We start from the raw sequence: 22,382 nt of genomic DNA on the forward strand, positions 1-22,382 counted from the left end.
GAATTACACACCACTAAAAATGGAGAAACCTCCATCAATCACTACCTGTGAGCCGGTCACAAAACGGGAGGCATCACTCAATAACCAGATGAGTGCACCAGTCAGTTCTTCGGGTTTACCAAAGCGTTTGAAAGGGGTGTTATTGATGATGGATTGTCCGCGTTCCGACAGCGTTCCATCCGGATGCCATACCAATTTGCGATTCTGTTCCGTCAGGAAGAAACCTGGTGTAAGCGCATTCATACGGATCCGGTCTCCATACCGTTTAGCCAGTTCTACAGCAAACCATTCGTTATAACAATCCACTGCCGCTTTCCCGAGATTGTAGCCGAGCACTTTGGTAACTGCTTGTTTTGAGTTCATGGAGGATATATTCACGATACTGGCGGTTTCATTTTTCGCCAGTGCAGGGCCAAAAATTTGTGTCGGCAATACGGTACCCCACAGATTAATATCCATTACGGTTTTCATGCCTTCAAGATTCATAGTGAACAGATCCTCGTCGTTCTGCAATACACCAATCGGCATGTTACCACCCGCTCCATTTACGAGTCCGTCTATCTTGCCAAACGCATCAAGCACCTGATCCCGGGCTTTCACCAGTTCCTCTTCCTTCATGACATCAGCCACCAGTGCGATTGCTTTTCCGCCGTGCGAGCGAATCTTTTCGGCCCTTTCTTCTGCTACTGCGGCATTGCGCCCCAACACACCAACAGCCGCACCGGCATCACCGATCGCCTCTACAAATGCACCACCTAAAACACCGGTACCACCGGTAACAACTACTACTTTTCCTTCGAGAGAGAAATTTTTTAAAAAAGACATAATGGAAGTATGAAGTGAGAATTATGAATTATGAATTATGAATTATGAAGTGAGAAGTGCGTAACTACTTCATACTTCTTACTTCATACTTCTAACTTTAATAGATCTGTAGTCTACTGCGTCGCCATGGTCCTGCAACAAAATATGTCCCTTAGGGGCCATACCGAAATCTTTCCAGTTTGCATATTTGCTACGGGCAACAAGTGCATAATAAATGGGGGTTCCTCTCTGGTATTCGACTACTTTGTATCCGTTTAAAAAATGTTCGATCCGGTTATCAGGATACACCCGGATCATGCCTTTATTCCATTCACCGGGCTTGCGTTTTGCCTGGTCCATTTTCAGGGAAGGAATCAGGTCATAAAGGGATGCCATCGTCCGGTTACCCACCACTCCCATTTTTGCATCCGGATGCTTTTCATCATCGAGCACCTGGTATTCCAACCCGATGGCCGAACCACTGCTTTGTTCATTTTCTGTTACGAAGTATTTCACACCACTGTTAGCACCCGATGTAATCCGGAATTCAAACTGCAATTCAAAGGCACTGAATTCTTCTTCCGTAACTATATCACCACCATTGGTGGATTCTCCACCTCCACCGGGCAATACGCTTAAGACACCGTTCTGAATTTGCCAGCCTTTTTCCGGGAACTTATCCTTATGCGCCCCTCTCCAGCCTTTGGTATCTATGCCATTCCAAAGCAGCCTTACTCCCTGGGCTTTTTCTTCAGCGGAGAGACTGTTTGGATTCAGGTTTACAATAAAAATGGGTTCAGCTTTTTTGGGCAGAAGATTAGTTGACTGAATGCGGATATTTCTCCATTTGATTTGCTTGCCAGGCAGGTCGTTTTTCCCTATGGAATGTACCTGCAAAGCAATAAATCCGCTGGTGAGCATACTGTCTTCCAGATGTGCAGTGGGGATTCCATTCACAAATGTGCGAACAGTTTTGCCCAAACATTCAATCCGGTAATGATTCCACTGGTTGTTTTTAAAAGCGGATTTGCCTTTCTCATTGTATTCGAGGGAATACAGCCACAATCTTCTGGCTTCATCATAAATGCCGCCACTCCAGGATCTTTTGGAAGGATCAATTTCCATCTGGTAACCGTGCACTCGACCGTTCATATAGTCTGCCCTGCTCTCACTACGAAACTGTATACCGGAATTCATACTCGGATCCACCATAAACTCCAGTTCGAGAATAAAATCGGTGTAATTCTTTTCGGTTGCCAGGAAAGAATTCGGTTCATCGGACACTGTGGTACCTACAATTGCACCATCTTTCACTTCGTATTTGGCTTTGCCATTCAATTGTTTCCAGCCTTTTAAATCACGACCATTAAATAGTGATACCCATTGTTCGCGACTGTTTTGCGCCGCCGCAACAAAAAACAAGCACATGCAGCCAATCGTCAGTAGCAGATTTCTCATACCAGTAGTTTAAGGATTATAATTTCATTTCCCAGCCCTTCGCATACTCACGGCGCCAGAGTTGAGCAGCCTGTTTATCGTTCAGAATATGTCCGTTTTTGGGATCGCAATTCAAAACGCGCCCAGTTCTCCAGGAGATGTTACCCAACTGCGCCAGCAGGGTACTTTTATGTCCTTCCAGAATGGGAGAGGTCAGCGCCTGTTGTTTACGGATCGCTTCAATAAAATTGTGCAGGTGAATCGTATCCAGGTTAGCTCCCATACCAACTGTGTTGGTGGCATCAATCTTTCCAATTTCTGTCTCCACTTTTTTAATGAGTTTATTGTCCAGATCAAATACCTGGTAATCATCTCCACCAGGAATTACCATTGTCCCTTTTTCACCATAGAAAATCACGCCTCTTCCGCTGCCTTCAACTGTATGCGGATTGCAACTGCGCGACTCCCATAACATCGCTTTCCGGTCGGGGAATTCCAATGTAATGGTTTGTGTATCGGGGGTTTCCCAATCGTCGTTAAATGCATATCGCCCTCCCGCTGATACCACTTTGGTGGGATAGTCCACACCCAACCCCCAGCGCATTACATCAATTTCATGCGTGCCATTATTCAATGCTTCTCCGGTTCCCCAATTCCAGAACCAGTGCCAGTTGTAATGAATCAAGTTATCGCGGTAGGCCGTCCGGGGAGCAGGCCCCTGCCACAGTTCATAATCCAGGTGTGACGGTACAGCTGCCGGCTTGCCTTTTCCAATTGATTTTCGATTGGCAGCATACCATCCCTTTGCAAAATAAACACGGCCGATTACATCATTTTTCAACTCCTGCATAGCCTGTTGTACTTTAGGAAAGGAACGACGCTGGTTTCCCATCTGGATTAGCTTCCCGTATTTCGCAGCTGCAGCTACCAGTATTTCTCCCTCCGACGGATTATGGCTACAGGGTTTCTCCACGTATACATGTTTACCCGCCTGCACAGCCATCAGGGTAGCAGGTGCATGCCAGTGATCCGGTGTTGCTATACAAATGGCGTCCAGGTCTTTTTCTTCCAGCAGCTTGCGTACATCGGTATAGCCTTTTGGTCTTTTACCTGTCTGCTTCTGAATGGCAGCAATGGTTTTTTCCAACACCTGTTTGTCAACGTCACATATATACCCAACTTCAACACCCTGCATGCCTGCAAAGAGCTCAGCCAGATAGGCACCCCTGCTATTGGTACCCACTACACCAATCACCACCCGGGAACTGGGTGGCACACCTGCTTTCAGGAAATGGGGGAAAAACAAAACACCTGTTGCAGCCAATGCCGACTGCTGGAGAAATTTTCTACGGTCAGCCATACGTTTAATTTATGGTAAGCATGTTGCTATTAAAATTGCACTTTCCGCAGCTTACCCCCAAGTTTTCTTATGCAAACGTTTACGGCCTCAGAGTCCGGATAGAATCACCTTCCTGTATAACAGAAGGAAGTGTTGGCGATGCCTCTGCCGGATAGATTTTCTTCTTTTTTATCACTTTAAAAAGCAATTCCGCAGCCTCCTTTCCGATTTCAAAGGCCGGCTGCACGATGGAAGCAAGGGAGGGACTCAGGAACCGGGCAGCGGCCAGGTTGGTGAAGCTGATTAATTGATAGTTTTCCGGAATGGACTGCCCCAGTTGTCGACTGATTTCATACAACAACAAGGCCATCGATTCGGATGCGCCCAAAAAAGCATCCGGTTGATGGATGGCGATAAAGTCTTTCAACCTGGCAATATCTTCATCCGGCCGGCCAGTACCACTGAAAACCATGGGTTCTGCACCTGGCCTGTATTGTTGTACAGCTTTCTGATAACCGGCCAGTCTGGTACGGATAATATATAAATTAGGATTCAGTCCCAGGAAGGCAATTCGTTCAGCTCCCCGCTCAATCAGCAAACGAGTCGCTTCATAACTGACAACCTCATTATTGGTACTCACTTTCGGCACATCCAGTTCATTCACCAGGCGGTCGAACAATACCAGGGGATAATTAGCAGCCACCAACTGATCCAGGTGCGCATATCCGTTTCCGTTATGAGTTACTGAAATGAGTAAACCATCCGCTCTGCCATTACCCAGGAGTTGCACAAATTCGAGTTCCTTTACAGGGTCTTCGTGTGTCAGATAGATTAATACATGATAATTGTTTAACCGCGCGATGCTTTCCACACCACTGATGACCTGGGAAAAAAAATGATTTTCCACTTCCGGAACAATAACGGCAATGGTTTTACTTGAACCTGCGCGAAGGCCACTGGCATACACATTCGGACTGTATCCCAGTTCGTTGGCAGCCTGCTTCACTTTTTCTCTTGTTGTTGCTGAAATTTCATGACTGTTTTGCAAGGCACGCGAAACAGTAGCGATGGACAACCCCAGCTGCTCAGCTATTGTTTTGATGGTTATCCTTTTCATCTTATTCCTCCAGGAAATCCAGATCTCTGCCATGCGTTTCAGAGATCGTCAGTGTTGAATAAATACCTATGACAAAACAGATCAGGCCCACCAGTGCACCTGCCTGAATCACGCTAAATCCTCCTTTAAATATACCATAGAGCGTAGTCATGCCAACCACTGTACCACGAACCATATTCGGAATCGTAGTGGCTGCTGTTGCTCTTAAATTGGTTCCAAACTGCTCCGCACCAATCGTTACAAACATGGCCCAGTAACCTATTCCGAGTCCCAGTAACAAATTGACCCCGTAAAACATAGTAGCCGAATTGATTCCTGCGAACAAATAAATCAGGCTGGCTGCCAGGGTAAACAACATCATGTAGAGTACCGCTTTTTTCCTGGATTCCAGGGCATGACTGATCACACCACTCGATAAATCACCAATGGATAAGCCTACATAACACCACATGATGGAAAGTCCGGGTTGTATGGGCGTTTCAATTCCCAAAGCGGTACCGAACTCATTGCTGAAGGTGGCAAGAATACCAATTACAAACCAGGTTGGCAATCCCATTCCAATGCATTTAAGGTAGCGTACCAACCGGTCTTTATTGGTGAACAAGGAAAAGAAGTTTCCCTTTTTTACATGATGTTGTTCTTTTAATGCAGAAAAAACGCCGGACTCAAATACCCCCACCCGCATTAAAAGGAGGGCGATCCCCATTCCACCTCCAATGAAGTAGGCCGTTCTCCAGTCGAAGAGTTCCACTGTAAAATAAGCAGCTACAGCCCCTAGCAATCCCACACCCGCAACCAGGGAGGTTCCCAGCGCACGCAATTTTTTAGGCAGCACTTCGGCTACGAGTGTAATACCTGCTCCCAATTCACCTGCCAGCCCGATACCTGCAATAAAGCGGAGTATTTTATAGGTTTCCGGATCTTTTACAAAACCACAGGCAATATTGGCCAGTGAATAGGTAAGGATTGATCCAAACAAGACCGACAAACGTCCTTTTTTATCGCCTAAAACACCCCAGAGAATGCCTCCTATCAATAAGCCGGTCATCTGCCAGTTCAGGATGGATGCGCCAACGGTGGAAAGAGACGCTTCATCCAGTCCCATACTTTTTAGGCTGGGTATTCTTACAATGCCGAATAATAACAAATCATAGATATCAACAAAATAACCAAGGGCAGCTACTATAACCGGTATGCTGAACAAATGCTGGTAGGTCGTTTTCTGCATATGGGGTATCAATGCGTTGAATAAAGTTCTAAATATAATTTATCTGAGTTGAACACCAACCGGTGAATCTGGCTGACACGCGTCCTGGTGAAATAATTTAATACGATTTCCTGATTCCAGCTCAACAGTTAACAGGTACCCATAACCGACAAACTCAGTTTCTTTGACATATCCTTTAAGCGGAGCTGTATTTACAGTACTTAGCTGAAGCTGTGCCGGCCGGATGATTTTGGGAAACTCCAATCGCTCTCCGCTCAATTGCTCCCATTCACTTGCATTCAGCACCGAATAAGTGCCCAGTAAGCCGGCTGTATATTCATCTTCCGGGGCATAAAATAAACTGGCAGGATTTCCTTTTTGAAGCTGCCTACCCTCGCGTAAGATCAGCAGTTCATCCGCCCAACTCAGCCAGTCGCCCGGGTCATGTGATACCAATACCCAATTTATTTGCATAGCCTTACCCAGATCCAGCATCACCTGCTTCATGGTCTGTTTATGCAGTGCATCCAGATTGGAGAAGGGCTCATCCAGCAGAAACAATATTGGCGCACCTACCAGCAGACGTGCCATGGCAATGCGTTGTCTTTCACCACCCGACAATTGATCTGTTTTACGATTCAGTAAATGATCGATCTGGCAAAGCCGGTATATTTCTGCCGCCTCCTGTTCCGTTACTTTTTCCGCATAGTTTAAAATTTCCTGTACCCGGTAATTGTTTCGCAGTTCAAAATGCTGCGACAAATAGGCAATCTTACGATGTCCTGGTATTAGTTTTTCCCAGGCTTCTTCCACCCGCTCACCCTGCAGATAAACGGCCCCGCTTTTCAGATTTTGCAAACCTGCAATGGCTTTCAGCAGGGTCGATTTGCCCGAGCCGGTTTCACCTGCAACGGCCAGTTTCTGTCCCGGCCGCAACTCCAGACTGATCGGATACAAGACCATCCGGTCACCGATCCTAACTGAAATCTCTTGTACCTCTAATATGGCCTTATGCATATTTTTTCCTCCAATACATGTACACGATGGCTGCCAGGGTTATGATGGCAGCGCTGTAAAACAATCCGGGAATCCGGTTGATATGATCCTGATACACGGTTCCTGCAATCAGGGCTCCCAGCCCGATACCCGCTTCCAGCGCAATATACATGGTTGCCATCGCTTTCCCGCGTTTATCGGGATCACTCATATCAACTGTCCAGGCATTGATGCCGGGAGATAATATTCCGGTAGCAATGCCATAAAGAACTCCACCTGTAAGTAAACCCCAGCTGCTTTGCCAGCTTGCAATGACTATCAGTGAGAATACCAGCATGATCAGTCCGCCCCTTATTACTGTCTCACGGCCACGCCTATCCGAAACTTTACCTGCTACAAAGCGTACTACCAGGGAAGCAATGGTAAAGACCATAAAAAACAAACCTTTATTGTGTATGCCGATATGATCGCCCCAGTCAGGAACCAGTGTAAGAATAGCGCCATAAGAAAGATAGGAAAGCAGGGTAACCAGTGCCGCAGGAAAAACTTTCCATTCAAAGATATCATTCCTTCCCACCTGCAGGTGCCTCAATTGAAAACGTTGTTTTCCTGGCAATGTTTCCTTCATATTGTAAAGGATAGCAATTGACAGGAGGGCCAGAAAGGAGGATGCATAAAACAATACATCAATAGAATAAAACTGTACGATCGTACTTCCCAATGCGGGACCCAGGGCCATCCCGGTACTGAAAAAGAGCCCATGTATACCCATCGCCTCTCCCCAGCGCCCAACCGGTACAAGGTCTGCCACGTAAGCTGCTGTAGCTGTAGGTTTAAAACCGGTTGAGAATCCATGAATCAGTCGCAATAATAAAAAGCCGGCAACAGAGGTGAGCAGGGGGTATAAAAAACCACAGACAAAACAGACCAGGCTGCCGATGGCCATCACCGGGATTCTGCCAATCGAATCAGTAAGTTTTCCACTAAATGGTCGGGATATACCTGCCGTAAGTGTAAAAAGTGCAATGATTAATCCCTTGTATTCCGCACCTCCAAGGCTAGACAAATAAGCCGGCAATTCCGGTATCAGCATATTAAAACTGGCAGAAAAAAAGAGCGAACTCAGACAAACCATTGCGAAAGGCCAGTTATAAATGGGATGTACTGCCTTCATGTAAGAAATCGTTTCACCAGTTCCTTCCACTCTTCTTTGATATCCACAGCCGGCATCATGGCTCCTGCACGATTGTACCAGTAGCGGGCATTCCATTCATCACCTTCAACCCGGTGCAGGTAGGCATGCAGTAATGCGGCTTGTTTATCGGGCACATCCTGGATTAGCGCGTGCGCTTTTTCCCAATTGCCACTACCTTCTTCCCATAGAGCCTGTTGGTAAATGGTCAGTCCGGCAGGCTGTTGCCCCTGCATCACGGACTCAATAAATTCATCAACCGATAAACGCGCCGCCATATTAGTTTTGTTTAACCGGTAATTGAACGATATTGATCCAGAAAGTTTCAATAGACTTTATGACAGTAATAAACTTGGAAAAATCTACCGGCTTGGTAATATAACAATTCGCATGTTGGGAATAAGTTTCATTGATATCCCGTTCAGAGGCGGAAGAAGTCAGGATAACTACTGGTATAACTTTAAATCGCTCATGCGTTTTTATATATTGCAAAACCTGCTTTCCGTCTATTTTTGGAAGATTGATATCCAGCAAAATCATATCAGGCTCTTCCGCATCAGCAAAGCTTCCTTCTTTGTTGAGGTACTGGATGGCTTCTTCCCCATCGTTCACAACTTTCACACTGTTTGCCAGCCTTATACTTTCAAATGCTTCAAGTGTAAGAACAACATCACCTTCATTGTCTTCTACCAGCAGTATCCGAATTGGTTCCATGCAGAGGTTGGTAATTTGCGACAAGTTACTTTACAATTGTGAAATAGAAAGTGCTTCCTTTCCCAGGGGCTGAATCTACCCAGATTTTCCCTCCCATTTTCTCCACGATCCGCTTACAAATGGATAGCCCAATACCCGTTCCAGTATACGTTTTTTGCTGATGCAGGCGTTGAAACACCTGGAAAACCTTATCAGAATAGCGCATATCCAGCCCGATTCCATTGTCTTTTACCTGGATTGTCCAGTTATCACCACTATCTTCCACTCCTACCTGCACCAGCGGATCCTTTTCTCCCCTGTATTTTAGGGCGTTCCCCAACAGATTCTGCATTAATTGCAGCAATTGTGTATAGTTCGCTCTGGGTATGATGGGCAGATGTTCGGTAAGGATGACCGCATTCGATTCTTCTATCTTGGTCTTGAGTAAAATCTGAACATCCCGCATCACCAGGTTAAGGTCAACCGGTACGACATCTGCTGAAGTATTTCCAACCCTGGCATAATCCAGTAATCCGTGGATCAGGTCTTTCATCCGGTTGGCACCATCCACAGCAAATTCAATATAGGTATCCGCTTTTTTATCGAGCTGACCATGGTAACGTTGTTTGAGCAATTGCAAAAAACTGGATACCATCCTTAATGGCTCCTGTAAATCATGCGAAGCAATAAATGCAAATCTTTCCAGATCGGCATTGGAGGCGGATAATTCTTCCGCTTTGGCAAGCAGTTCCTGGTTGAGTTCTTCCAGTTTCCGATATGCTTTTCTGAGTTCGGAAATATTTCGTGCAAAGCAGGCTGCTCCAACTACCTCCTCTTTTTCATTTCGCATGGGAGAAAAAGAAACCATGTAAAACTGCTCATTGATTCCCGAATCCTGGAAATAAACCTGTTCCGCAGTAAAGGGTTCCCCTAACAGTGAGCGCTCGTAGAGCGGTTTCCATTGCTCAATTATATGATAGGGCAACACATCCGCGAGTATTGGCATTCCTTCTTCAATAGGCACACCTGTGAGTTCCTGATAGCCATCCAAAAATGCATTGTTAGCCACAATCAGTTCCATTCGCGTATTGTAAGACCAGATCATATCCCCGGTATTGTTTATCAACGCATCCAGGTTTTGTTGTACCCGCAATATTTCATTCAGGAATTCTTTCCGATGCGTGATATCCTGTGTTGCGCCAATCATCCGAATGGCCTTCCCTTCGGCTGTTCGGATTATAAATCCCTTGTCATGCACATATGCCAACTTTCCATCTGCCTTAAGGAACCGATACTCATCCTGCCAATAGTTTGTCTGCGGATCCATCAGTACATCACCTCTTCTTTTTAATACGCCTTCAAGGTCTTCCGGATGTACCCGTTTCATCCAAAAACTACGATCCTTGCTGGCTTCCTCACTATCATAACCAAACAGGTTTTCCAAACCCCGGCCTGTCCGAACGACCTCATTCGTAAGCAGGTTCCAATCCCAGATGGCATCATTGGTAGCCCTTGCCACAAGGTTGTAGCGTTCGTTGACTTCCAGTATCTCCAACAGGTATTTTTTTCGCTCCGATATATCGGTATGAATACCATATACTGCTTCAACATTGCCATCTTCATCCAGTATTGGACCAGCACTTAGGTATAAATCAAGTAATCTGCCATCCTTACCCAATAATTGCACTTCTCCTGTAAAATAGCCACCCGCCAGTATGGTATCAAACATCTCCCAACCTTGTTCCTTGTTGGCATAAACTAGTGCAGGAGATTCCATATTTTGAAGATCATCCGGACTATATCCCATCATTTCCTGCATGGCATGATTGAGGTAACTGCTGTTGGTTGCCGGTGAATAAATCGCTACTCCCTCCTGTGAGCTATCGAGTACTTTTTTGAATTGTACCAGGTTGCGCTCAGCTTCCTTTAATTCTGAGATATCCTTTCCATAGGCAAACACCACGCCTTCCTCATATACCAACTCAGAACTGCTCCAGGCCAACCACTTCCACTCTTCGTTCACGGTTTTGAAACGACATTCAAATCCTTCCATGCGTTGCCCGGCGAATGCGGATTCCAGCACATTCAATGCTGCATCCAGGTCTTCCGGATGAACAAAGGATAGAATCGGATTCGATAAAATAAACGCCTCCTCAAAACCAAGCAGCCTGATAAAAGCCGGATTAACTTTCTTGAAAAAGCCGTTGGCACTGGCCATACAAAGAGGATCCGGACAATGGGTAAAGAACATACTCAATTCCAGTTCACTCTTCTTGGTTTTGATATCGATTCCCATTTTAGAACCCAGCTCCGCGCAAAACTCCAGTAGCTCCTGGTCCGGTTTTCTCAGGTCTGGGTAGTAAAATTGTAAAAGGGTGATTGTATGCTCCTGGTAAATTACCGGAATGATCAGGGTGCTTACCCCGTGCTGCTCCAGGTCGAGGAAAGCAGGTTCACCCCTTTTCCAATATTCGCCCAGGTAATGCTTATTCAGATATAATTCACGGTCCGTAGTCAGCAGTACTCCCCAACTGGCCGTTCGCATTAATTTTAATTGTCCTTCATTCAAAAGCCAGGCATTTCCACTCCGGGCTTCCAGATATGTTCCTGTTAGTGCCAACACTTTTTCCAAAGCAGCTTCAATATCCTGACTAACCAGTATCGCTTCAGTAATTCTTGCCAATAACCGATCCTGCTCCTGTCGTTTACGGATACTAGTTATATCCCTTGAAATCCCGACCATTCCAAACACCTCTCCCGCTTCATTTTTCAGTGGAACTTTCGTGGTAAGGGCAAAACGCAAACCACCGTCTTTTGGAAAAAGCTGCTCTTCTTTGTTAAAAACAGATTGACCAGTTTGTAATACTGTCTGATCATCTTTCCAGAAACTGTTAGCCTTTTCTTCTCCCAGTAATTCAATGATAGTCTTTTGTGAAACCGAACCCTCAAGGTCCACACCAAACAGATCAAGCTGTGCCTGGTTACAAATGAGATGTTTGCCTTCCTGATCTTTGACAAATATATAATCCGGAATATTGTCAATAATGGCTCTGAGTCGATTCCGCTCTTCCTGCAGTCGCTTTTCTGCTTCTTTGACTGAACTTATATCCGTCATTGCACCAATCATTCGCAAGGGCGCCCCACTCTCATAACGGATCAAAAATCCTTTGTCCTGGACATAAGCATATTCCCCGTTTGCCTTTTTGAACCGGTATTCACCAATCCAGGTATCCAGACTTCTATCGGCAAGTACTTCGTCCAATCTGGATAAAACACGCTGTTTATCCTCCGGGTGGATCAGTTCTTCCCACAGGCCAGGATCAACAGAATTTCCCTGGTGATTGTATCCAAACAGTTTATGAAAACCGTCTCCCCAATAAAGATGATTGTTTTTCAAATCCCAATCCCAGATTGCATCTGAGGTGGCCTTATTTACCAGCTCCAAACGTTCATTTGAAATACGAATGGCTTCTGTTCGGTTAACCTCCTCCGTTATATCCTGTGCGGTTCCTTTAAATTTCAGAACCTGGCCGTTTGCATCCAGTTCAAATGCACCACGCTCCCGGATATATTTTATAGTGCCATCCTCAAGCAATATCCGGTGAACGGCATCCAGCATTTTTGCTTCCCTTATGCATTGTTCATTCAAGGCTTTAAAGGATTCCCTGTCATCAGGATGAATGGTGGAATAAAAATATTCCAATGTTGGCTTTTCAATTGGATTAAGTCCCCATATAGAATAGGTTTCAGCGGACCAGCTCATTGCCTGCAGTTGCATATCAAACTCCCAATAACCAAGATGTGCCAGATTCTGCGCTTCAGCCAGTACCGTATTTATTCGCAATAATTCATCCTGCTGCTTTTTTCGATCCGTTATGTCCCGAAACACATCTACTACCCCCCTGACCTCCGGGTCCTTCAGCAGATTAATCATATTACCTTCCAGCCACCGCCAATCTCCGTTTTTATGTTTGACTCTGGCATCCGCTCCTTTAACCAATTCTCCCGGAGAGGACAACATTTGCATCCACGCTTCCTTGACTTGATCCTGATCCTCTGGATGTAACAATTCAAACAAATTCAACTGTCTGCATTCCAGTTCTGAATAACCCAGCAATTTGGTGACATTGGGGCTGACATAAAGAACACTGCCATCCTCACCCAGCAAGCCAACGGCATCCATGCCGGTTTCAAGGAGCGTCTGCAGGGTTCGCTCTCTAAGTAAATCGGCCTTTTTTTCGATAGCCTGGTGTTGCACTACTACCAGCAAAAAATCCAGCTCTTGTATGAGAGATAGCTCCATCCTGCCTGTATATTCCAGTTCCCCGACTTTGAATCGTTTATTTTGAACGGTCAGTTCAGGATGTTCAGGAGTAAGTAACGGCATGGCTGCTTCCAGCTCAATTACCCAAAGCGGGTGGAGAAACTCACGGATATGCATACCCGCTTCTACTTTTTCAGTAGTTATGAAAACAGAAGATTGCGGAGAACAATCAGCCAACCTGCATTGTCGGTCAATTACCAGGTAGTCAATTTTCAGTTGCCGCAATATGGCAGCCTGTACCTGGGTTTGAAGTGAACTAGGCGGAGGATTCAAGGCTATAGGTTAATATCAGAGAAAACTAGCGATTTACCGCGTATTCTACTGTAGAAATTTAACGAAATACCGGTCTGCACAATAAAATCAGCTTTCCGGGGTTATAATAAATACTAAAAATCCGTATATGAAAAGTTTCCGTACCCTGCTGATCGCAGCGATCCGGCATGTCCTGCTGGTATGGGGAATCGCCCTCGCCTGCCTCACCTATTTTTCCAACAAACCCGCTGATCAACGACTGGGCTGGTATATTGCCGCCGCCGCGCTGATACTGTTCCACGCATTGGTGCGGGTTCGACAAACCAGACTACAGGCCCGTTTAGCGGCTTCCTAACAAGGGCTGCAAATACTTCCAAATGCTGTTGGCCACCATTTGGTGGCCTTCTGCTGTTGGATGTATACCATCCGCCAGGTTAAGGGATCGTTCACCAGCCACCCCGTCCAGCAAAAACGGTATGAGCGTGGCATTATTGGTCTTTGCCAACTCGGGGAATATGGATTGGAAATCTTTTGCATATTCCGGGCCCATATTCGGTGGCACCATCATCCCGGCCACCACCAGTTTCACCTCCGGATTGGCGGCTTTCACTTTGTCCAGTATGCCCTGCAGGTTTTTCCTGGTTTCCGCTACCGGTATGCCTCTAAGTCCGTCATTTGCTCCCAGTTCCAATACAAATATGTCGGGCTTTTGCTGCAAAATCCAGTCGATACGGGTCAATCCCCCGGCCGATGTTTCCCCGCTCAGTCCGGCATTGATCACCTCATATCCCAGTTCCAGAGAGTCAATTTTTACCTGGGTTCGGGCTGGAAAAGCTTCTTCCGGATCCAATCCAAATCCCGCCGTCAGACTATTCCCAAAAAAGACCAGTTTCTTATCCGCAAGCTTTTTATTGGTTGCAGCCACTTCCTGTTGTGCTTCCTTTTTTTGCGATCCACTTCCACAAGCCATCCATCCCGATGCCAGCAGGATTAATCCCCATATTCTCAACCTTGACATATTTACCTTGTTATTCGCCATATAAAACAGTTATTTTACCAAATGAGTTTGACAACATCCCCTATACTGGAAGCAGTTGGCCTTTCCAAAACCTATCCTTCCGCCAACCAACAACTCCAGGTGCTACAAGATATTAGTTTTTCCATTCAACCCGGCGAAACGGTTTCTGTCGTCGGTCCATCCGGCTCCGGCAAAACCACCCTGCTGGGCCTATGTGCAGGGCTTGACCGGGCCAGTTCCGGGTATGTAGCACTCAATGGGATCCGGTTACAGGACCAGTCGGAAGATGCGCTGGCCGGTATTCGTAACAAATACATTGGGTTTGTTTTCCAGAATTTTCAGCTCCTGCCCACCCTTACCGCACTCGAAAATGTGATGGTACCCATGGAATTGAAAAAAGAAAAGGATATCCGGTCGCGTGCACTGGAGTTACTGGACCAGGTGGGACTCGCCTCCCGCAGCCACCACTACCCATCCCAACTTTCCGGAGGGGAACAACAGCGGGTTTCCATTGCCAGGGCATTTGCCAATCAGCCTAAAATTCTTTTTGCAGACGAGCCTACCGGCAACCTCGATGCTGAAACTTCCGAAAAAGTGGAATCCCTGCTGTTCAATCTGAATAAAGCGGCAGGTACCACCCTGGTAATGGTGACCCACGACCTTGAACTGGCTGCCAAAACCGGAAGGATCATCAAACTCAAAGGCGGTAAACTGGTTTCAGACGAAAGCAACAGGGAGGTAGTTACATCATGAATACTGCCTGGATTTTTCAAATGGCCTGGCGCGATAGCCGCCGCAACCGCTCAAGGTTACTGCTCTTCATATCCTCCATCATCCTGGGCATTGCTGCGCTGGTGGCGATTTACGGTTTAGGGTATACGTTAGAACGCGATATCGATTCACAGGCGAAAACATTGATTGGCGCCGATCTTGCCCTGGATGCCAACCAGCCGCCCGATGCAACTGTTCAGCAATTGATAGATTCGCTCGGAAAAACCGGCACAGCCGCCTCCGAAAACAATTTTGCCTCCATGATTTATTTCACCAAATCAGGAGGTACACGGCTCGCACAGGTTCGCGCCGTGAGTGCAGGCTTTCCCTTTTACGGGGCTATCGAAACCCGGCCTGCCAATGCCTACCAACGTTTTGCCAGGCAGGAAGGTGCAATGGTAGAACGTACCCTGCTGCTTCAATTCAATGCCCAACCGGGAGATTCCATCCGGGTTGGTGAAAAGACCTTCCTGATCCTTGGAGAAATTTTACAATCGCCCGGAAAAACCGGCTTCTCGGCTGCTGTGGCTCCCGCTGTATGGATTCCAAAGCAGGACCTCGATGCCACCGGCCTGCTCCAGAAAGGCAGCCGAATCAATTACCTCTACTATTTTAAGTTCAAATCCGATAAGGTAGTAGAAGAAGTACTACCCCGCATCGAAACAAGGCTGGAAGATGCCGGATGGGATATTGAAACTGTTGAAAGCCGAAAACGCAATACCGGCAGGGCTTTCGAAGATCTGAATGAATTTCTTAAGCTGGTGAGTTTTATCGCCTTACTGCTTGGCTGCATAGGCGTTGCCAGTGCTATTCATATCTATGTGAAAGAAAAAATCAGTTCGATCGCCATTCTTAAATGCATGGGCGCCACCAATCGCCAGGCCTTCCTGATTTTCCTGGTGCAAATGCTGGTGATCGGTTTTATAGGAAGCATCCTGGGTGCTATCCTTGGTACCGTTATCCAGTTCCTGCTTCCTTCTGTGTTCAAAGATTTTCTGCCAATCGAAATTTCGATGCAGGTTTCCTGGAAAGCAATTGGGCAGGGTATACTGGTAGGACTCCTGGTATCACTTCTCTTTGCTCTGTGGCCATTATTGAGTGTTCGGAAAGTATCGCCGTTAAATACCCTTCGGGTAACGGTTACGCATAATCGCTGGTGGCAGGATCCCTGGCGTTTACTGGTTAGCGTTGGGATGCTGGTTTTCATTTTTGGCTTCAGCTGGCTGCAAATCGGAACAGCCGGAGCTGCTGCTGGTTTCACCCTGGGAGTGATTCTTTCATTTCTTTTATTATCCGGAGCTGCCTGGTTGCTGATATACGGAATCAGGCGATTTTTTCCGAGCCGGCTTGCTTATGTATGGCGACAAGGATTTGCGAACCTATTTCGACCCAATAACCAGACCGTGATCCTGGTTGTGGCAATCGGATTAGGCTCCAGTTTCATTGCCCTCCTTTTTTATATCCAGGAAGTGCTGACTGGCAAGGTTCAGATGGCTGCCAGCGAAAATCAGCCCAACCTGGTGGTGTTTGATATTCAGCCGGCACAGAAAGATTCGCTTTTCCAGCTTACCCGGGAATTCCAGCTGCCGGTGATCCAGGACGTACCGATTATCACCATGCGCTTGTCGGAAATCAAAGGATACAGTGCAGCTGACCTGAAAGCCGATACTACCATCGATATTCCAAGAAGAGCATTTGACGGAGAGATACGTGCTACCTACCGCGATAGCCTCACCGAAGCGGAAACAATTGTGCAAGGGAAATTGCAGGATTCGGCAAGGTCTATGAATGAGATCCTGATCTCTATCGAGGAAGGTTATGCGAAACGACTAAAAGTAACATTAGGGGATGAACTGGTTTTTAATGTGCAGGGAGCCCCGATCCGTACCAAAGTGGGCAGCCTTCGGCAGGTCGATTGGAACCGGGTACAAACAAATTTCAGAGTCATCTTTCCGAAAGGAGTGCTGGAACAGGCACCCAAATTTCATGTACTGGTAACGCGGGTACCATCTGCCGATTATTCGGCCAGGTACCAGCGTGCTCTGGTCGAAAATTTTCCAACTGTATCAGTAATCGATCTCAATCTCATCCTGACAGTAGTGGACGATATACTGGATAAGATCCGTTTTGTCATTCAATTCATCGGAGGGTTCAGTATTGTGACCGGCATCATTGTGCTGATTGCATCCATCCTGATCAGTAAATACCAGCGCATGCAGGAAACGGTTTTACTCAGAACACTGGGAGCAACCAGCAAACAGGTATTTGCGATCACTGCCCTGGAGTATTTTTTCCTAGGAGCTCTGGCCGCTTTCACCGGCATTGTGCTGGCCCTAATTGGAGCAGCATTGCTGGCGCGATTTAGTTTCGATGCTACCTTCATTCCACCACTGGCACCTACCCTGCTGATCTTTGTTGCCATCACCGGATTAACCGTACTGATCGGACTCCTGAACAGCAGAACTGTTTTAAAAGCGCCTCCTTTATCGATTCTGAATAGTGGAAGTTAGGCAGCCCGCTTTGTAGTATCTTGCAGAAAAACCGACGAATGTCGAAGGAAGTTATCGTAATCAAACTGGGAACTGCCGTAATCAGCAAGGCCGATGGAACCATAGATACTGCTATTATTAAAAAAGTGGCGGGAGAAATTGCAGCATTGAGCAAGCGTTATAATATCGTTCTGGTTTCCAGCGGCGCCGTTGGAAGTGGTAAGAAATACCTGAAAGCTTACAAGGGCAGTTTACTGGAAAGAAAGGCTGCTGCTGCTGTGGGCAACCCGATACTGATACAACTCTATCACAAATATTTTCAACAACATTCCATCAATGTTGCACAGGCTCTTTGTGAACGCGTACACTTTTCCAATCGCGTACAATTCCTGCAACTAAAACAAACCTTTGCTACTTTTTGGGAGAATAATATCATACCAATCGTAAATGAAAACGACCTGGTAAGCAATGTTGAGATCAAATTTTCCGATAATGATGAACTGGCCACGCTGATCGCGATTGGGTTTGATGCCAGTCACCTGATCTTATGTACCTCTACCGGTGGCGTGTTAGACGATCAGAAAAAAATCATTCCACTGGTTGAAAAGGTTGACGGATCCGTCATGAAGTTTATCACCAAAGACAAAAGCGGTCCGGGTTTAGGAGGCATGTTATCCAAACTCACGTTTACCCGCCTGGCTTCCTCTCTTGGCATTGAAGTAACGATTGGAGGCTTAAAAGGTAAGCAGCCACTTCAGGATGCACTCGCCAGAAAAAATGGAACCAGTTTTCTGGCAAAAAAATCAAATCTGCGGGCCAGGCAAAAATGGCTGGCAAGCGGTTCGATTACACTAGGCAAAATCACGGTAGATAAAGGAGCGGCCAAGGCATTGTTAAACCGGAAAAGTTTGCTCACCATTGGCATCGCTAAAGTGGAAGGGAAATTCCTGGAAGGAGAAGTTATTCAATTGATGGAAGAGGATAACACCATTTTAGGTGTAGCCAAAGCGAAACTGGATGCAGCCTCCATGGAAGCACATCGTGCCAGCAAAAATGTAATTGCAGCACATGCGGATGACATTGTACTATTCAACGACTAATCATGATCAACATAACCAACTCACTGCAAAAAACCCATAAAGCAGCCAGAACCCTGCAGGCACTTTCCAATTCAGCCATCCAGAAGCTACTACTGGATATGGCAAAAGCTCTGGAAGAAAAACAAGCAACCTTACTCAAAGCCAATGCAGGCGATCTTTCCCGCCAGGCAAAAGACAATCCGCGTAACGACCGGCTGTTGTTGAATGAACAGCGAATCAAAAACATAGCCGCGAGTATGCGAAAAGTAGCAAAATTGCCCGACCCAACCGGTCGGGTTCTGGAAGAAAGAATACTCTACAATGGTATTCATCTTAAAAAAATAGCGGTTCCATTGGGAGTGGTTGGTGCGATTTATGAATCACGTCCGAATGTCACCTTTGATATCGCAGCGCTTTGTTTGCGTAGCCGGAATGCAGCGGTATTGAAAGGAAGCAGTGAGGCTGCTGATACCAATGCAGCGGCCGTAAAACTCATCCATTCCGTTTTAAAAGCACACGGACTACCTACAGCGCTTGTGAATTTATTGCCACCCGACCGGGAAGTGGTGCAACAACTTTTTGAAGCTACCAACTATCTGGATGTGCTGATTCCCCGTGGCTCGGATCAGCTGATTCAATTTGTTCGCCAGCACAGCCGCGTTCCGGTGATTGAAACCGGTGCCGGCGTTTGTCATGTATACATTGAGAAAAAAGCGAATCTTAAAAAAGCGGTGGATATTATTGTTAACGCAAAGACTTCCCGGCCATCCGTTTGTAACGCCGCGGATACTATCCTGCTTGATAAAGCCATTGCCCCAACAGTACTGAACGCATTACAGCCCCCCTTCACTGCATTTGAAGTGGAAATTTTTGCTGACCCTGCTGCTTATAAATTATTGAAAGGATATCCATTCCTGCGTAAGGCAACCAAAGCAGAATTCGGAAGGGAATTCCTCAGTTTGAAATGTGCTATTAAAATTGTGGATGGAATAGATGAAGCTTTGGAACATATTGACACTTATTCTACCAAACATTCGGAAGCCATTGTTTCAGAAGACAAAAAACAATGTGCGCGTTTTATCCGGGAAGTAGATGCTGCGGCCGTCTATTCCAATGCTTCCACCCGTTTTACAGATGGCGAAGAATTTGGCCTGGGTGCAGAAATTGGAATCTCCACTCAAAAATTACATGCTCGCGGCCCTTTTGCGTTGGAGAAACTGGTTACGGAGAAATGGATTCTGGAAGGTAACGGACAGATACGAAAATAAAATTCAGAGCACCAGCTCTTCAAAAAGTTTTTGCAGCGCCATACTGGGGTCTTCACAAAATCCCGGATGCACTTTTGAGCTTTGCAGGATCGTACTCCTGGTAGCTGTCAGCCAGCGAAAGCGGCTGGGTTGATCCAGTTGTGCAATTTGTCCGCCTTGTTTACTACCATTGCAAATCCGTTCAAAGGATTCCAGATACTGTTTTAGTTCTTCAATATCAAGCGCTGCAAACAGTGCTTTTAAGCGTAACTCATCCAGGTGAAATTTACACTGAAGAAAACGGGCTTCCTTGCTGTACAGCACGACTCCAATATTGCAGAATTCCTCCCGCTCCACCCTGGGCACCACCCGCAAAACGGCGTATTCAAATAAGCGCTTTCCTTGCATCGATCGCCTGGTTTAAAAAGATGGAAGAATGAGTAAACCGATTCCACAAAAAGGTTTTATAAACAGTCCGCTGTTCATCAAAGCTCAGCTTGCTTTCAGCAGATAACCAGTCATCCGGGATAAGCTCAACGATAGCATCAAGCACGGATTTATCAATTTTTTCCCTTGCCCATTGGTCCGCCGCATTCAGTTCCTTTGCAAAGGGCAGGAGCACATGATCTTTGATCGCAGCAAATGGTTTCAAGCTCTGTGCTTCCCAATCGTCCCAACTGTGGTGGAAATACAAACAGGCTCCATGATCAATCACCCACAACTCCTTGTACCACATCAGCATATTGGTATTCCGACAAGTTCGATCCACATTGGTCAGGAAGGCATCCATCCACACAATTCTGGAAGCAGTTTGAGGATCTGGTTGGATTACATTCGGATCATAGGTGATAGAACCGGATAAGTAATGAACGCCAATATTTAATCCAACGCTGGCTTTCAGCAGATCCTGGATCTCTTCATCGGGTTCTGTTCTGCCAAATGCTTCATCTATGGTTGCATATACCAGCTCCGGCACTTTCAGTCCCAATAGTTTGGCAATCATTCCTCCTATTAATTCTGCAATCAATGCTTTTGTTCCCTGTCCGGCTCCCCTGAATTTCAACACATACAAAAAACCATCATCACCCTCAGCAATTGCAGGCAGTGATCCTCCTTCACGCAAGGGCGTAACGTAACGGGTAACCGCTATTGTTCGCATTTCATATGGATTGCTGCCTGTCATACTGTTCAAAAATACCTGCTATTTTTTATAATTGGACCAGTTAATCATGAGTACACTTAGCAGGATGGTGATCAGGCCAAGCACTTGCCAGCCACTTACTGTTTCATGCGCAAAAAGCACTCCCAGCAAAACTGCGATAACCGGATTTACATAGGCGTAGGTGCCTGCCTGTGCAGCTGGACGCACAGCGAGTAAATAGATATAACTCATGAAAGCGATCACTGAACCTGGAATGGTTAAATATAATAAGGACAACCATCCGCCGGTACTTACCTGGCTCCATTCGAACCCATTCCACTCACCGGTAATAAAACTGGGAATTAGTGAAAACAAACCGGCTGAGAATAATTGAATTCCGGCACTGGTGGCCACATCCACTTGAACAGCTTTATATTTCACATACAAGGATCCGATCGTCCATGCTATACAACCGAGTAAAATAACCCCGATACCAATTACCTGCATCCAACCTTTTTCTGCCTGCAAGCCATTTCTTACTCCTGCCCCGAATAGTAAGAGAATGCCAAAAAAACCGAGTATAACACCCATGATCACCCGCTTGTCACCGAAATAGTAAGACCATTGTTTTCGATCCAGCAAGACAAACCAGATGGGCAGAGAGGCAACAAGGATGGCAGCTAATCCTGAACCCAGGTATTGCTGCGACCATAATACCGAACCACTGCCACCAACCAGCATCAGTATACCTCCCACACTGTTTATGATTATCGCTCTTTTCCCGGGCATTGGTTTTTTATTAAAAAAAGACCAGGCAAGCAGTATTAGTCCCGCTATTGCAAAACGCATCGCACCCATCAGGTATGGAGGAATAGTAGCCAACCCAAACTGTGCAGCGAGGTAGGTAGAACCCCAAATAAGGTAAACAGCCGCAAATGCTAAAATGACTTTTACAGGCAATGGAATAAATTAAGGCGTAATGATACTACATTTTAACAATTAACTTATCCACAGCTATACACAGTCCTAATTGATTGATTACAATGAAAATACATAAGTTATACAGGAGTCTTTTGATACGCTTCGTAGTTTCCCTAAGTACATAAACCTTGCATTGGCGGCGCCGCTGCACTATTTTTGCACCATCTTATTTGGTCAGGCTACCGGACAATTGAAAAACCCAAACTCGTCCGCCCCCCGGTTTCCTGATTAACTCATCCAATCTTCCTGTGATTTTCCAGTTCTGATTATTATTATCCATAAGCCTGGGTCGGCA

Annotated in this window: 19 protein-coding genes; 5 read left to right on the plus strand and 14 right to left on the minus strand. The window is 46.1% G+C overall.

Annotated elements, in window-relative coordinates:
- Nucleotides 1-3 precede the first annotated feature (3 nt).
- The 10 genes from L0U88_RS03265 to L0U88_RS03310 all read right to left on the minus strand — a co-directional run bounded on the left by L0U88_RS03265 (nucleotide 4) and on the right by L0U88_RS03310 (nucleotide 13,382).
- Nucleotides 4-825 carry an SDR family oxidoreductase gene (locus tag L0U88_RS03265; protein WP_234864174.1) on the minus strand — a complete coding sequence of 274 codons (822 nt, stop codon included), beginning with the start codon at nucleotides 823-825 and terminating at the stop codon, nucleotides 4-6.
- Between the two features lie 78 nt (nucleotides 826-903).
- Nucleotides 904-2,262, minus strand: a complete 1,359-nt coding sequence (locus L0U88_RS03270) for a 3-keto-disaccharide hydrolase (protein WP_234864175.1) — start codon at nucleotides 2,260-2,262, stop codon at nucleotides 904-906.
- 16 nt (nucleotides 2,263-2,278) lie between these two features.
- Nucleotides 2,279-3,601, minus strand: a complete 1,323-nt coding sequence (locus L0U88_RS03275; RefSeq protein ID WP_234864176.1) for a Gfo/Idh/MocA family protein — start codon at nucleotides 3,599-3,601, stop codon at nucleotides 2,279-2,281.
- Nucleotides 3,602-3,680: 79 nt separating this feature from the next.
- Nucleotides 3,681-4,730, minus strand: a complete 1,050-nt coding sequence (locus L0U88_RS03280) for a LacI family DNA-binding transcriptional regulator (protein WP_234864177.1) — start codon at nucleotides 4,728-4,730, stop codon at nucleotides 3,681-3,683.
- Complete coding sequence (locus L0U88_RS03285) at nucleotides 4,699-5,925, minus strand: MFS transporter (RefSeq protein WP_234864178.1); 1,227 nt, start codon at nucleotides 5,923-5,925, stop codon at nucleotides 4,699-4,701. Before L0U88_RS03285 ends, L0U88_RS03280 begins: the two co-directional genes overlap by 32 nt.
- A gap of 39 nt (nucleotides 5,926-5,964) precedes the next feature.
- On the minus strand, nucleotides 5,965-6,921 hold the full coding sequence (locus L0U88_RS03290) for an ABC transporter ATP-binding protein (RefSeq protein ID WP_234864179.1): 957 nt from the start codon (nucleotides 6,919-6,921) through the stop codon (nucleotides 5,965-5,967).
- Nucleotides 6,914-8,074, minus strand: a complete 1,161-nt coding sequence (locus L0U88_RS03295; protein WP_234864180.1) for an MFS transporter — start codon at nucleotides 8,072-8,074, stop codon at nucleotides 6,914-6,916. Before L0U88_RS03295 ends, L0U88_RS03290 begins: the two co-directional genes overlap by 8 nt.
- Complete coding sequence (locus L0U88_RS03300; RefSeq protein WP_234864181.1) at nucleotides 8,071-8,370, minus strand: hypothetical protein; 300 nt, start codon at nucleotides 8,368-8,370, stop codon at nucleotides 8,071-8,073. Before L0U88_RS03300 ends, L0U88_RS03295 begins: the two co-directional genes overlap by 4 nt.
- Before the next feature lies 1 nt (nucleotide 8,371).
- Complete coding sequence (locus L0U88_RS03305; protein WP_234864182.1) at nucleotides 8,372-8,806, minus strand: response regulator; 435 nt, start codon at nucleotides 8,804-8,806, stop codon at nucleotides 8,372-8,374.
- 25 nt (nucleotides 8,807-8,831) lie between these two features.
- A complete protein-coding gene (locus L0U88_RS03310; protein WP_234864183.1) occupies nucleotides 8,832-13,382 on the minus strand; it encodes a PAS domain S-box protein in 4,551 nt (1,516 codons plus the stop codon).
- A gap of 127 nt (nucleotides 13,383-13,509) precedes the next feature.
- On the opposite strand from L0U88_RS03310, the gene L0U88_RS03315 reads away from it, so the two are divergent.
- Complete coding sequence (locus L0U88_RS03315; RefSeq protein WP_234864184.1) at nucleotides 13,510-13,716, plus strand: hypothetical protein; 207 nt, start codon at nucleotides 13,510-13,512, stop codon at nucleotides 13,714-13,716.
- On the opposite strand, the gene L0U88_RS03320 is transcribed toward L0U88_RS03315, so the two are convergent.
- A complete protein-coding gene (locus L0U88_RS03320) occupies nucleotides 13,702-14,400 on the minus strand; it encodes an arylesterase (RefSeq protein WP_234864185.1) in 699 nt (232 codons plus the stop codon). The two genes, L0U88_RS03315 and L0U88_RS03320, sit on opposite strands and share 15 nt — an antisense overlap.
- 21 nt (nucleotides 14,401-14,421) lie before the next feature.
- Between L0U88_RS03320 and L0U88_RS03325 the strand changes: the two genes are divergently transcribed.
- From L0U88_RS03325 to L0U88_RS03340, 4 genes are read left to right on the plus strand one after another with little or no spacing between them, the layout of a single operon-like run.
- Entirely contained in the window at nucleotides 14,422-15,132 is a 711-nt protein-coding gene (locus L0U88_RS03325; RefSeq protein WP_234864186.1) for an ABC transporter ATP-binding protein, read from the plus strand.
- Nucleotides 15,129-17,660 (plus strand): ABC transporter permease, encoded by a 2,532-nt coding sequence (locus L0U88_RS03330; protein ID WP_234864187.1) that lies wholly within the window; start codon nucleotides 15,129-15,131, stop codon nucleotides 17,658-17,660. The genes L0U88_RS03325 and L0U88_RS03330 overlap by 4 nt, the downstream gene beginning before the upstream one ends.
- A 38-nt stretch (nucleotides 17,661-17,698) precedes the next feature.
- Entirely contained in the window at nucleotides 17,699-18,739 is a 1,041-nt protein-coding gene (proB, locus tag L0U88_RS03335) for a glutamate 5-kinase (protein ID WP_234864188.1), read from the plus strand.
- A 2-nt stretch (nucleotides 18,740-18,741) separates the two neighbouring features.
- Nucleotides 18,742-19,986, plus strand: coding sequence for a glutamate-5-semialdehyde dehydrogenase (locus L0U88_RS03340; RefSeq protein ID WP_234864189.1), 1,245 nt, complete (start codon nucleotides 18,742-18,744; stop codon nucleotides 19,984-19,986).
- Nucleotides 19,987-19,989: 3 nt separating this feature from the next.
- Here the strand turns inward: L0U88_RS03340 and L0U88_RS03345 are convergent, their stop codons facing one another.
- The 3 genes from L0U88_RS03345 to L0U88_RS03355 are packed head-to-tail and all read right to left on the minus strand — an operon-like array spanning nucleotide 19,990 to nucleotide 22,066.
- Entirely contained in the window at nucleotides 19,990-20,373 is a 384-nt protein-coding gene (locus L0U88_RS03345) for a DUF3037 domain-containing protein (RefSeq protein ID WP_234864190.1), read from the minus strand.
- Nucleotides 20,351-21,124, minus strand: a complete 774-nt coding sequence (locus L0U88_RS03350) for a HipA family kinase (RefSeq protein WP_234864191.1) — start codon at nucleotides 21,122-21,124, stop codon at nucleotides 20,351-20,353. The genes L0U88_RS03345 and L0U88_RS03350 overlap by 23 nt, the downstream gene beginning before the upstream one ends.
- 42 nt (nucleotides 21,125-21,166) lie before the next feature.
- Entirely contained in the window at nucleotides 21,167-22,066 is a 900-nt protein-coding gene (locus L0U88_RS03355; protein WP_234864192.1) for an EamA family transporter, read from the minus strand.
- Between the last annotated feature and the right edge of the window lie 316 nt (nucleotides 22,067-22,382).

The organism is Flavihumibacter fluminis, assembly GCF_021491375.1.
In the GTDB taxonomy this organism is placed as follows: Bacteria; Bacteroidota; Bacteroidia; order Chitinophagales; family Chitinophagaceae; genus Flavihumibacter; species Flavihumibacter fluminis.